The sequence below is a fragment of the Streptomyces sp. NPDC040610 genome (assembly GCF_055594065.1).
Genome location: NZ_JBVIXA010000005.1, coordinates 109,324 through 122,273 on the forward strand (window position 1 = coordinate 109,324; position 12,950 = coordinate 122,273).

Consider the following 12,950-nt stretch of genomic DNA (forward strand, 5'->3'; position numbering starts at 1 on the left):
GCCGGGCTGCGTGGCCGGGACGGGTCCGGTGGCGTGGCGCGGGCCGTGCGGGTCAGGCCACTCGGGGGCGTCGTTCGCCGCCCCTGCGGGCCGCCGCGAGGAGCCCCTTCACCGTCGGCACCCAGCCCACCGCGACGATCCCCGCCGCGACCCACAGGCCCAGCGTGCCGTTGAGCGGCAGCGCGATGCCGATGCCGCCGCCCACCACCCACGCCATCTGCAGCAACGTCTCGGACCGCGCGAACGCCGACGTCCGCACCTCCTCCGGTACGTCCCGTTGGATCAGCGCGTCCAGCGACAGCTTCGACAGCGCCTGCGCGAAGCCCGCGACCGCCGCGAGCGCGGCGATGCCCACCGGGCTGACGAACAGCGCCGCGCACACCGCCACCCCCAGGACGACCGCCACCACCGTCACGATGATCAGCTCCGGGGCCCGGGCCTTCAGCCACGCCCCGACCGCCGTACCGAGCGCGTTGCCCGTGCCCGCCGACACGCCCACGATGCCCAGCGACACCGCGGCGCTCTGCCCGGCCAGCGGATGCTCGCGCAGCAGGAAGGCGAGGAAGAAGATGAGGAACCCGGAGAGCCCGCGCTGCGCGGCGTTCACGACGAGGCCGTGGGTCACGGACGGGCCGACGGTACGCAGCCCCAGGCGCCCTCTGCGGGAGGTGTCCTCGCGGTCCCGGGCGCGGGCCAGGTGCAGGTGCTCCTCGTCGGCTACCAGCAGCGCCTTGTGCTCGCCCTTCGCCGAGTCCACCTTGTGGGGCAGCGTGAACGACAGGACCGTGCCCGCGACGAACAGCACGAACGCCCCGTACAGCGGCCAGCGCGGCCCCAGCGCCTGCAGGCCCGCGCCGACCGGTGCCGCCACGCCCGTGGCGAGGAGGCCGCTGAGGGTCACCCGGGAGTTCGCCTTCACCAGGGAGAACGCCGGTGGCAGCAGACGTGGCACCACGGCACTGCGCACGACCCCGTACGCCTTCGACGCCACCAGGACGCCCAGCGCCGCCGGATACAGCTCGAGGCCGCCCGTCACCACCGCGCCCGACAGCGTCAGCGCGAGCAGCGCCCGCGCCAGCATCGCGCCCGCCATCGCCGCGCGGCGGCCGTGCGGGAGGCGGTCCAGGAGGGGGCCGATGACCGGGGCGAGGAGGGTGAACGGGGCCATCGTGATCGCCAGGTACAGGGCGACGCGGCCTCTTGCCTCGTCCGTCGGCACCGAGAAGAACACCGTCGACGCCAGCGCGATCGTGATCATCACGTCGCCCGCGCCGTTCACCGCGTGCAGCTCGATCAGCTTTCCCAGGCCCGACTCGCCCGCTCCGTGGGCGTGGGTCGCCTTGCGGATGCCTTTTGCCGTGCCGGTGAACGGGAGGTGCAGGGCGCGGCCGAGCGCTCGGGCCGCGCGGGTTGTCACACCCGCGGTGCCCGCTCGCCGAGACGACGACCTGACGCCAGTCACCCAGTCATAGTGCCCCGTCCGGGGGTGGAGTAGCGGGATAACCACCCGTGAGCCGACCTCGGCCCTCGCGGGGTGCCCCCGGCCCGCCCCTTCACGGGCTGGAACGGTGCCGGGGTCGGCCTGAAGGTGCCGGGCTGTTGGCCAAGGCACGGACAGCGAGGGCGGGTGGGTGGGAGAAAAAAGCCCGTCCGGCGTTTGAGGACGAGGGCCGCAGGCCCGGAAAACGGGGGCGCGGGGGCCCACCCCGGAGCAGGCGCCCGGTACGCCGGTGTGGGCCCAGGGGCCAGGAGAAGGTAGCGTGCGTAACGCGCCTGCGGCAGCAGTCCTCGGCCGCGCGCCTGCAGGCCATCCCGCAGAATGGATGGCGTAGGTGCGCCCGGTGACGTCGGGCGCGGACGTCGACGCGGCCCACTGGTCCGCTCCGTCCGTGCCGCCGCGTAAGAGTGGCGCACTCGTGAGACGGCGTAGGAGAGAAGCGATACCTGTGAGCGCAGCGACAACGCGAAGCCGTACCCCGCGCACCCCGCGCACCCCCGACCGTCTCTGCGCCGAGGCGATCGGCCTGGCCCGTGCCGCCGCCGAGGAGGCCGCCGCACCGGGGGTGGTCGGTGAGCACGTCGAGGTCGTCGTCGAGGGCGACCGCGTCGTCACGCATCTCTTCGAGTGCAAGGAACTGGGCTACCGGGGCTGGCGCTGGGCGGTGACCGTCGCCCGCGCCTCCCGCGCGAAGGTCGTCACCCTCGACGAGACCGTCCTGCTGCCCGGACCCGACGCCCTCCTCGCCCCCGAGTGGGTGCCCTGGAGCGAGCGGCTGCGGCCCGGCGACATGGGGCCCGGCGACCTCCTGCCCACCGACGCGGAGGACCTGCGGCTCGAACCGGGTTACTCCGGCGAGGACGAGCCGCCGCCCAACTCCGTCCTGTCCGAGGACATGGCCGAGCGCGTCGAGGCGGAGGACGCCGAGGTCACCGCCGGGTCGCCCGCTGACCTCACCGTCGCGCCCGCCCGCGGGTCGCTCGCGGCGATCGCCGACGAGCTGGGGCTGCGGCGCGCCCGCGTCCTCTCCCGGTACGGGCTGCACACCGCGGCCGACCGCTGGGAGGAGGCGTACGGCCCGAAGACCCCGATGGCGCAGGCCGCGCCCGCGCCCTGCGTCAGCTGTGGGTTCCTCGTACCGATCGGGGGGTCGCTCGGGCAGGCGTTCGGGGTGTGCGCCAATGAGTTCGGGCCTGCGGACGGGCGGGTGGTGTCCCTCTCGTACGGGTGCGGGGGGCACTCCGAGGCGGCCGTCATGCCGAAGCCGCCGCGGCCGGCTCCGCCCGTGCTCGACGAGACCAAGGTCGATGTGCTGCCGCTGCGGCCCGCGCCGGACTCCGGCTCGGTGCTGCCGGTCGGTGTCGGTGAGGACCTCGGCCACTCCTAGCCTCTACGGTCCCTGGGACTCCGGGTGCGCCCGGGCCCCGGCACCCCCTCGCGTGCGGGCCGGTGGGTGGTAACACCGCGCTGCGCGCGGTGCCTGCCCCACCCGCCCACCCGTTTGCCCTGAACGTCAAGGCTGAGGGGCTTCGCGTGCGGGGCGGTGGGTGGTTTTGCCGCGCTGCGCGCGGTGCTTTGCCCACCCGCCCATCCGTTTGCCCCCAACGTCAAGGTTCACGGGCCCCTCCCCGGTCTCCCCGAGCCTGACGGTTGGCCGAGGAGTGTCCCGTACCCCGACCGTCCGGTTCCGGGTAACGGGTGGGCGGGCGGGGGGGACGCACGCTGCGCGCAGCGCGGCGCACCCGAGATCCACCCCCCGGCGGGACGCGATACCGTCGCCCCCCGACGACGACCACCACCACGACCACAGCCCGCGGCCGCAGGCCCCGCGTACGCAGGCAGAGGGAGAGCGACCACGTGAGCAAGACCGTGCGGCCGGCCGACGAGGGCACCGACCCGTTCGGCACCGCCCGCCTGCGCCGCTCAGTCCTGGAGGCCTGGGCGGCGAGCCCGGCCCGGTTCCGCGAGGACGCGAACGCCGAGGAGGACATGGCTCTCGGCGGCTACCGCGACCGCCTGGTCGTGGAACTCGCCCAGAACGCCTCGGACGCCGCCGCCCGGGCGGGCGTACCGGGCCGTCTGGCCCTCACCCTCCAGGACGGAGTCCTCGCCGCGGCGAACACGGGCGCCCCCCTGGACGCGACGGGCGTCGAGTCGCTGTCGACCCTGCGGGCCTCCGCGAAGCGGGAGGACCGCGACGACAACCGACTGGACCGCCCGAACGGGCAGCAGGCCGACCAGGCCCACGAGGACCCCGCCCCCAGGCGGACGACCGGCCGCTTCGGCGTGGGCTTCGCCGCCGTCCTCGCCGTCTCCGACGCCCCCGCCGTCGTGGGCCGCACCGGCGGCGTCCGGTTCTCGCTCGGGGAGGCCCGCGAACTGGCCGCGGAGACGGCCAGGTTCAGCCCGGGCCTCGGGGACGAGATCCGCCGCAGGGAGGGCCACGTACCGCTGCTGCGGCTGCCGCTGCCCGCGGAGGGCACCGCCCCGGACGGGTACGACACCGTCGTCATCCTGCCGTTGCGGGACGCCGCCGCGCAGGACCTGGTGGCCCGCCTCCTGGAGGGCGTGGACGACGCGCTGCTGCTGGCCCTGCCGGGCCTCGACGAGGTCACCGTCACGGTGCCGGGCGGCCCGACGCGCACGCTGCGCCGCGCGGCCGACGGCCCGTACACCGTCGTGGAGGACAGCCGTGACGGCACGACCCGCTGGCGTACCGTCAGCCGCCAGGGCACGCTGGCCCCCGAGCTGCTCGCGGACCGGCCCGTCGAGGAGCGGCAGCGCCCGTACTGGCATCTGACGTGGGCCGTGCCCGCGGGCCCGGACGGCGCCCCGGAGCGGCCGCGGACGAGCGCGGTCGTGCACGCGCCCACGCCCAGCGACGAGCCCCTGGGCGTACCCGCCCTGCTCATCGCGTCGTTCCCGCTGGACACCAGCCGCCGCCACGCCGCGCCGGGCCCGCTCACGGACTTCCTGGTGGAGCGCGCGGCGGACGCGTACGCCGAACTCCTCGCCGCCTGGCGGCCGGTGACCGAGGGCGTCATCGGCCTGGTGCCGGGTCCGCTCGGCCAGAGCGAGCTGGACGGGGCGCTGCGGGGCGCCGTACTCGACCGGCTGCCGCGCACCGCGTTCCTTCCTCCCGCCGTGCCGCCTGCGCGGACGGACGGCGACGCGGGCGGTGACGAGTGGCTGGACGCGGAGGCGACCGCCGTCCCCGAGACGCTGCGGCCGCGCGACGCGGAGGTGGTGGAGGGCGCGGGCGCCGACACCGTGCGCGTCCTCGCCGAGGTGCTGCCCAGCCTGCTGCCCGCGGGCCTTGAGCGGCGCGGCGAGCTGCGTACGATCGGCGTCGCCCGGGTCCCGCTGACCGAGGCCGTGGACCGGCTCGCCGGTCTGGAGCGGGAGCCGTCCTGGTGGCGGCGGCTCTACGACACGCTCGCCGGGGTCGACCCGGACCGGCTCTCGGGCCTGCCGGTGCCGCTCGCCGACGGCCGCACCACCATCGGCCCCCGCCAGGTCCTGCTGCCCGCACCGGACACCGGCACCGCCGACGGGAGCGGCTCCGCGGCCCTCGCCAGGATCGGCCTGAAGGTCGCGCACGCCGACGCCGCCCATCCGCTCCTGGAGAAGCTGGGCGCCCTGCCCGCCACGCCCCGCGCGGTCCTGACGACCCCGCAGGTGCGGACGGCCGTCGCGGCGTCCCTGGACGACGACAGCTGGTACGGCGACGGACCCGGCGGTGAGGGGGCCCTGGACGCCGAGGAGCTGGCCGACCTGGTCCTCACCCTCGTACGGGACGCGGATCTCGCGCCCGGTGACGAGCCCTGGCTCGGGGCGCTCGCCCTGCCCGACGAGGACGGCGAACCGGCGCCCGCCGGTGAGCTGGTGCTGCCCGGCAGCGCGTTCGAGGCGGTCATGCGGGAGGGCGAACTCGCCGGGGTGGACGCCGACTTGGCGGAGCGGTGGGGCGAGCAGCCGCTCGCCGCGTGCGGGGTGCTCGCCTCGTTCGCGCTCGTACGGGCCACCGACGTCGTCCTCGACCCCGACGAACTGGAGCCCCGCGACGGGGACTTCGCGGAGCCCGACGACGCGGGGCTGCTCGACGCCGTCGACGTGTGGTGCGAGGACATCATCGACCGGCTGCCGGACACGCCGGTGCCGCCGGTCGCCACGGAGGTCGTCGCCGTGCGCGACCTCGACCTCGTCGACGACGACGCCTGGCCCCGGGCCCTCGCCCTGCTGTCCCGGCCGCCGTTGCGCGACGCGCTGACCCAGCCGGTGCGGGTGCTCCTTCCGGACGGTACGACGGAGAGCGTGCGGTCGTACACGGCGTGGTGGCTGCGCGGCCACCCGGTGCTCGGCGGGCGGCGCCCCGCGGGTCTGCGGGCCGCGGGCGGCGACCCGCTGCTCGACGGCCTGTACGACGACGCCGACGCGTCCGGGTTCGACGACGAGCAGGTGCTTCGGGCGCTCGGCGTGCGGACGTCGGTCGGCTCGCTGCTCGCGGAGCCGGGCGGCGCGGCGGAACTGCTCGACCGGCTCGCGGACCCGGAGCGGACCGTTTCCGCGGCCCAACTGCACGCGCTGTACGGGGCGCTCGCCGACCTCGACCCGGAGCAGGTGACGCTGCCGGACGAGGTGCGGGCGGTCCTGGGCGGCGGCCCGGACGGTGACGCGGGCGAGATCGTGATCGTCGACGCGGCGGACGCGGTCGTCGCCGACGCGCCCGACCTGCTGCCGTTCGCCTCCGGCGTGCCGCTGCTCCCCGTCGCCCCGTCCCGGGCGGCCGACCTGGCCGAGCTCTTCCAGGTGCGGCGCCTGAGCGAGCGGGTGGCGGCGGAGGTCGACCCCGAGGGCGGGGTGGAGCACGAGGTGCCGGAGTCCGTGCGGGTGCTGCTCGGTTCCGCGACCCCGGCCACGTACCGGGAGTACGAGGAGCTGGTCGCCGACGGCGTCGACCTGGAGTGGCGCCGCACCCCCGACGGGGTCGTGCACGCGGCGACCGTGGAGGGCGTGGCCGCGGGCCTCGCCTGGGCGGCCCGTCAGTGGCCTCGGCGGTTCGAGGTGGCGGCGCTCCTGGAGGACCCGTCGCGCACGGAGGAGCTGGCTCGGGACCGGTGGTTCGACTAGAGGGGGCGTGCTGACGCGTCGGGTGCGTCCTGGGGGCGCGACGACGGGTTGGGCACGGGTGTGTCTGGGGGGCGCGTCGATGGGTCGGGTACGCCCTGAGGGGCGCGCCGACGCATGGGACGCGCCCCTGAGGGCCTGGCCTGGCGGGGGCACATGGTCGCCCGGACCGGTGCGGGCAAGTGGTCGTCCTGCGCCGCGTCGGGCGGGTCCCGTACCGGCGAAGGGGGAGAACCGCCGCCCCCACCCGGCTCACCGCTCCGCCGGAGCCTCCTTCACGTCGAGCACCGCCTTGCCGCGCACGCGGCGGCCGAGGAGGGCGTCGGCGGCTTCCGCGGCGGCGTCCCACGGGCCGCGCCAGCCGATCTGGGGGTCGAGGCGGCCCGAGGCGAGGAGGCCGAGGAGGTGGTCGAGGTCCTTGCCGAAGGGGGCCGTGACGTTGAAGTTCTCCAGGCGGCCGCGGGCCGACCTCGTGCCCGCCAGCTCGAAGTCGATGGTGGTGGGTTCGCGGGACGCCCGGCCGACGGCCTGGACGACCCCGTCGTCCTCGATCCGGTAGAAGGCCTCGGCCAGTTGCGCCCCGCCCACGGTGTCCAGGACGCCGTACACCGGCAGGGTCAGCCCGGTCGGCCCCTGGACGGTCTCCGCCGCGCCGAGTTCGCGCAGGCCCGCGGCGCGCTCCGGGCTGCCCGTCGAGGCGATGACGTGCGCACCCGCGAGCGCGGCGAGCTGCACCGCGAAGCGGCCGACGCCCCCGGACGCGCCGGTGACCAGGACGCGCCTGCCCTCGATCTCCCCGAGCCGCCGCACGGCCTGGAGCGCGGACACCCCGGCGACCGGCAGCGCGCTGGCCGCGCCCAGGTCGACCGCGTCGGGGACGACCGCGAGGTCCGCGGTGTCGACGGCCCGCAGCTCGGCCCAGGCGCCGGACCAGCCGAACCCGACGACGCGGGTGCCCGCGGCGGGGCCCGAGCCGTCGCGGGCGGGCGTGCGGACGACGCCCGCCGCGTCCCAGCCGGGGATGTGGTCGGCGGGTGTGTCCGGCGAACGGTAGGCCAGTTCGCCGAAGTTGAGGGAGAGGGCGGCGACCTCGATGAGCGCCTGCGTGTCCCCGGGCTCGGGGTCCGGGGCGGGCGCCAGGTGGAGGCCCTGTGGTCCGTGGAACAGTGCGCGCATCGCGGCGCTCCTTCGGTGCGGTGGTGGGGGCGGGCGAGGAAGGCCGGGAGCTGGTCAGGCGCCGAGCGGCGGGTAGTCGGTGTAGCCGCGGTGGTCGCCGCCGTAGAACGTCGTGGAGTCGGCCTCGTTGTAGGGGCCGCCCTGCCGGATCCGCTCCGGCAGGTCCGGGTTCGCGAGCCACGCGGTGGCCAGTACGGCGGCGTCGGCGATGCCCTCCTCGACGGCGGCGGCGCCGACCTCGGGGGTCGAGGGGAACGACTCGGGCGTGGGGTGGGCGCACAGCAGCAGCGCGCCGCGCCACTCGCCGCGGATCGCCTTGGTGATGTCGCGCGTGACCATCTCGAGGACGTGCAGGTACGCGAGGGGAGTGGGCCGCAGGGCCCGCGCGAGCGCCGGGTAGACGGCCGCGGCGTCGCTCTCGTCCATGCCGTTGAAGGTGATTCCGGGGGAGAGCCGGACGCCGACCTTCTCGGGGCCGACGGCCGCGGCGACGGCCTCGATCACCTCGACGACGAAGCGGACGCGGTTCTCGACCGGGCCGCCGTACGCGTCGGTGCGCCGGTTGGTGTTGTCGGAGAGGAACTGGTGCAGCAGGAAGCCGTTGGCGGCGTGCACCTCGACGCCGTCGAACCCGGCGTCGATCGCGTTGCGGGCGGCCTCGACGAACTCGCCGAGGGTGCGCTCCAGGTCGGCGGGGGTCATCTCGCGCGGCACCGGGTGGTCCACCATGCCCGCCCCCGTGAAGAGCTGCTCGCCGGAGGCGATCGCGGAGGGGCCGATGGGCGCCTCACCGGTCTCGTACAGGCTCGGGTGTCCGATCCGGCCGCAGTGCACCAGCTGCGCGAACATCCGGCCGCCCGCGGCGTGCACCGCGTCGGTCACCGTGCGCCAGGCGGCGACCTGCTCGCGGGTGTGCAGGCCCGGCGTGCTGATGTAGCCCTTGCCGAGCGCGCTGACCTGGGTCGCCTCGCCGATGATCAGGCCCGCGGAGGCGCGCTGGCTGTAGTACTCGGCGGCGAGGGCGGGGATCTCACCGGCCTCGTTGGCGCGCGAGCGCGTCATCGGGCCCATCACGAGGCGGTTCGGCAGGTCGAGCTTGCCGAGAGTCAGGCCGGTAAAGAGCTTGTCCATGAGGTCCCCCAAGGGTGCGAAGTGGTCGGCCGGTTGATCGCGCCGATGGGTCAACCTTCCTTCCGGGCCCCGGAGTCGATCAATGACGAAGCACTGAACCCAACCTTCACTACCGCTTACCTCACGCCGTTGACCTGCGTAAAGTTGCGCCGCACGAGCTGAATTCGGCCCTTGGGGGACCTGCGTTGCCCTTCCGGGCGGCGTGCGGAGGGCGTACGGAGGGGGAGGCACGGGGGATGGAACGGTACGAGATGGAGATCTTCCTGGCGCTGTCCGAGGAGTTGCATTTCGGCCGGACGGCGGAGCGGCTGCGGCTCTCGCCCGCGATGGTCAGCCAGACCGTGAAGAAGCTGGAGCGCCGCTTCGGCGTGCCGTTGTTCGAACGCACCAGCCGCAAGGTCGCGCTGACCGGCCCCGGCGAGCGGCTGCGTGCCGACATCGCCCCGCACTTCCAGGGGATCCAGGAGGCCGTCGACCGGCTCAAGGCCTCCGTCCACGGTCTCCAGGGCGTGGTCACGGTCGGGTTCATGGGCGTACTCGCCGGGAACATCTGCCAAGCCGCGGCGAACGCCTTCCGGGAGCGCCACCCCGGCTGCGCGGTCCGTGTGGTCGAGACCCAGATGCGCCACCACTGCGCCCAGCTGCGCAGCGGCGAGGCGGACATCGTGATCATCCCCCTGCCGGTGGACGAGCCGGACCTCACCGTGGGTCCTGTCGTCGTCCGGCACACCCTGCACCTCGCGGTGTCCTCGGAGAACCCCCTGGCCCGGCAGTCCTCGGTGTGCGTGGAGGACCTCGCCGGGGAGACCTGGGCCTCGCTCGCCGCGTCCGTACCGGAGTACTGGATCGACCACTTCTACGCCCGCCGGACGCCCAGCGGTCGCCCCATCGCCCGCAGTGCCGAGCGGTGCGACACCTTCACCGAGGTCCTCGCCATGGTCGCGGCCGGGCGCGCGGTCTCGGTGGGCGGCGCCGACATGGCGACCTACCGGCTGCGCCCCGACATCACCTATCTGCCGTTCACCGACATGCCTCCGATGGAGCGTGCCATGGTGTGGCGCACCAGCCAGGAGGACGCCCGGGTCCGCGCGTTCGTCGAGGCGGTCAGGGAGCCGTCGGCCGAAGACAGCGAATTCACCCCCCGTACAACCTCTGGCCAGGGTTGTGGGTCTGATCTGCCGAGTCAATCAGACTCCTAGATCACCGGGACCTCGCGAGCGGGCTTCAACATCGCGCGGACCCCTTCTCCACCTGGGGAAACACCATGCGTATCCGTGCCACTGTCGCCGCTGTGTCCGGCACCCTGGCTCTGTCCGCTCTCGCTGTTCCGGCCGCCCACGCGGGTGACGAGCCGGTCGCCCCCAAGCCGTCCGCCGCCGTCGCCGACGCCGGGGACGCCGTGGGTGCCCAGGGCGCGCGCCGTGCCGCGGCCGACGTCACCGTCAAGGACGTCACCGTCAACGGTGGCAAGGACGTCGTGATCGGCACCACCGCGAAGAAGAAGTTCTCGCTCGCCATCACGGCCAGCGACCCGGTCGGCATCAAGGTCTCCAGCGGCTTCCTGTGGCTCGGCCCGGACCTCGACACGGCCGCCCTGATCACCCCGGCGACCGAGGCCGAGTACAACCCCACCTGCGTCCAGGTGGACGACACCACCTCCACCTGCACCCTCAACGTCACCGCCGACCCGGCGCGGCTCGGCAACGCCGGCGCGGGCGTCCGCTGGAACGTCTACGCGGCCGTGCGGAACAACGACAACGAGCTGGTCAAGCCGACGGGCCTCAAGTCGGACGTCCGCCTGAAGCGCGCGTCCCGCCTGACGGTCAACGCGTCCCCGGAGCCGGTGAAGAAGGGCAGGACCATCACGGTCTCGGGCGCCCTGACCCGTGCCAACTGGGACACCAACAAGTACGCGGGCTACACGAAGCAGTCGGTGCAGCTTCAGTTCAAGAAGAAGGGCGCGAGCGCCTACTCCACGGTCAAGACGGTGAAGTCGGACAGCAAGGGCAACCTGAAGACCACGGTGAAGGCGTCGGTGGACGGCACCTTCCGTTACGTCTTCGCGGGTACGTCCACGACCCCGGCCGTGACCTCCGCGGGCGACGCCATCGACGTCCGCTGACCGAAGCCCTCCGGCAGGCCCCCAGTTCACCCCCGCCCCGCGGCGCCGCCACCCCGGCGCGCCGCGGGGCCCGCACCACCTGAGGAACATCATGCGTACCCGTGCCACCGTCATCGCCGTCTCCGGCGCCCTCGCCCTGTCCGCCCTCGCCGTCCCGGCCGCGCAGGCCGCCGACTCGGTCCAGGGCGACACCAAGATCACGAAGGTCGTCGTGAACGGCGACAAGGACATCGTGGTCGGCACGTCCAGCAAGAAGATCACGGTCACCGTCACGGGCACCGACCCGAAGGGGATCAAGGACGGCATGGCCATCCTGTGGCGCGGCTCGAAGTTCGAGCCCGGGCACCTGACGGGCGTCCTGGCCCCGGGGAACGACGCCAAGTGCACCCAGGTCGACGCGACCACCGGCACGTGCAAGCTCACCCTCGTCGCCTCCCCGAGCAAGCTCGCGAACAACAACGCGGGCCAGTGGAAGGTGATGGCCGGCCTGCTGGCCAAGGGCAGCGCCGAGGACCACGCCATCAACGAGACGTACAAGACCGTCGGCGTCAAGCGCGCCGCGAAGCTCACGGTCAACGCGTCCCCGGAGCCGGTGAAGAAGGGCAGGACCATCACGGTGGCCGGTGCCCTGACCCGCGCGAACTGGGACACCAACAAGTACGCGGGCTACACGAAGCAGTCGGTGCAGCTTCAGTTCAAGAAGAAGGGCGCGAGCGCCTACTCCACGGTCAAGACGGTGAAGTCGGACAGCAAGGGCAACCTGAAGACCACGGTGAAGGCGTCGGTGGACGGCACGTTCCGTTACGTCTTCGCGGGTACGTCCACGACCCCGGCCGTGACCTCCGCGGGCGACGCCATCGACGTCCGCTGACGACGCCTGACCCATCGCGAGTTGTGCGCACCCGGTGAAGCGGTTGCGTACAACCAGTGATGCCTGTCGCATGTCTGATCCTGCGAGCCAACAGGCTCCTCGATCACCGGGCCCCGCGTGACGATCCATGCACGTGGGGTCCCGCTTTCCAGTTGGGGAATCGCATGCGCATACGTGCCACTGTGAGCGCGCTGACCGGCGCTCTGGCCCTCTCCGTCCTCGCCGTTCCGGCCGCACACGCGGACGAGGCCGACGGCGACGTCGAGATCACCAAGGTCGTGGTGAACGGCGGCAAGGACGTCGTGGTCGGCACCTCCGCCAAGAAGTTCAAGGTCTCGGTCACCGCGACCGACCCGTCCGGGATCGAGGTGGCGGCCGCCGCGCTGTGGCACGGCCCGAACTTCGCCAACAAGGACGGCGAGCTGTTCCTCGACGAGGGTTCGGGTCTTTCGTGCGTCGAGGTGAACGCGAAGACCTCCACGTGCACGGGCACCGTCATCGCCGACCCGAAGAAGAACCTCAAGAAGAACTCTCTGGCCGACGACTGGAAGGTCTTCGCCTACGCGCGCGCCGAGGACGACGACATGAAGGTCGTCGACTCGTATCCGACGAAGGTCCGCCTCCAGCGCGCCGCGAAGCTGACGGTCGACGCGTCCCCGGAGCCGGTGAAGAAGGGCAGGACCATCACGGTGGCCGGTGCTCTGACCCGCGCCAACTGGGACACCAACAAGTACGCGGGCTACACCCAGCAGCCGGTGAAGCTGCAGTTCAAGAAGAAGGGCGCCGCGTCCTACACGACCGTCAAGACGGTCGCGTCCGACACGAAGGGCAACCTGAAGACGACGGTGAAGGCGTCGGCCGACGGCACCTTCCGCTATGTCTTCGCGGGTACGTCGACGACCCCGGCCGTCACGTCGACCGGGGACTCCGTCGACGTACGCTGAGCCCCGCGCCCCCAAAAGGGGCGCGGGGAACTGCGCGACAAGCCCCCACCGGCCCGCGGGGAAGAACCGCCCAAGGCCCAG

The 12,950-nt window shown here is 73.7% G+C and carries 9 protein-coding genes; 6 read left to right on the forward strand and 3 right to left on the reverse strand.

Annotation, left to right across the window (positions count from 1 at the left end):
- Positions 1-52: 52 nt before the first annotated feature.
- Positions 53-1,417: an MFS transporter gene (locus ACZ6AA_RS19260; RefSeq protein ID WP_471459062.1), complete on the reverse strand. Its 1,365-nt coding sequence runs from the start codon at positions 1,415-1,417 to the stop codon at positions 53-55.
- A 529-nt stretch (positions 1,418-1,946) separates the two neighbouring features.
- On the opposite strand from ACZ6AA_RS19260, the gene ACZ6AA_RS19265 reads away from it, so the two are divergent.
- Both ACZ6AA_RS19265 and ACZ6AA_RS19270 read left to right on the forward strand, forming a co-directional pair.
- Positions 1,947-2,885 carry a DUF3027 domain-containing protein gene (locus tag ACZ6AA_RS19265; protein WP_468457348.1) on the forward strand — a complete coding sequence of 313 codons (939 nt, stop codon included), beginning with the start codon at positions 1,947-1,949 and terminating at the stop codon, positions 2,883-2,885.
- 470 nt (positions 2,886-3,355) lie between these two features.
- Positions 3,356-6,628 carry a sacsin N-terminal ATP-binding-like domain-containing protein gene (locus tag ACZ6AA_RS19270; protein ID WP_471459064.1) on the forward strand — a complete coding sequence of 1,091 codons (3,273 nt, stop codon included), beginning with the start codon at positions 3,356-3,358 and terminating at the stop codon, positions 6,626-6,628.
- A gap of 249 nt (positions 6,629-6,877) precedes the next feature.
- Here ACZ6AA_RS19270 and ACZ6AA_RS19275 read toward each other — a convergent pair whose 3' ends face one another.
- Positions 6,878-7,801 (reverse strand): zinc-binding dehydrogenase, encoded by a 924-nt coding sequence (locus ACZ6AA_RS19275; protein WP_468457344.1) that lies wholly within the window; start codon positions 7,799-7,801, stop codon positions 6,878-6,880.
- A 54-nt stretch (positions 7,802-7,855) separates the two neighbouring features.
- Entirely contained in the window at positions 7,856-8,932 is a 1,077-nt protein-coding gene (locus tag ACZ6AA_RS19280) for an alkene reductase (protein WP_471459066.1), read from the reverse strand.
- Between the two features lie 236 nt (positions 8,933-9,168).
- Between ACZ6AA_RS19280 and ACZ6AA_RS19285 the strand changes: the two genes are divergently transcribed.
- The 4 genes from ACZ6AA_RS19285 (at position 9,169) to ACZ6AA_RS19300 (ending at position 12,869) form a co-directional block, all read left to right on the forward strand.
- Positions 9,169-10,131: a LysR family transcriptional regulator gene (locus ACZ6AA_RS19285; RefSeq protein WP_471459068.1), complete on the forward strand. Its 963-nt coding sequence runs from the start codon at positions 9,169-9,171 to the stop codon at positions 10,129-10,131.
- A 65-nt stretch (positions 10,132-10,196) separates the two neighbouring features.
- A complete protein-coding gene (locus ACZ6AA_RS19290) occupies positions 10,197-11,054 on the forward strand; it encodes a calcium-binding protein (protein WP_468457339.1) in 858 nt (285 codons plus the stop codon).
- Positions 11,055-11,145: 91 nt separating this feature from the next.
- The gene (locus ACZ6AA_RS19295) at positions 11,146-11,925 is read left to right on the forward strand and encodes a DUF5707 domain-containing protein (RefSeq protein ID WP_471459070.1); all 780 of its coding nucleotides are present in this window, start codon (positions 11,146-11,148) and stop codon (positions 11,923-11,925) included.
- A 164-nt stretch (positions 11,926-12,089) separates the two neighbouring features.
- Positions 12,090-12,869 carry a calcium-binding protein gene (locus tag ACZ6AA_RS19300; protein WP_468457335.1) on the forward strand — a complete coding sequence of 260 codons (780 nt, stop codon included), beginning with the start codon at positions 12,090-12,092 and terminating at the stop codon, positions 12,867-12,869.
- Positions 12,870-12,950: the final 81 nt, after the last annotated feature.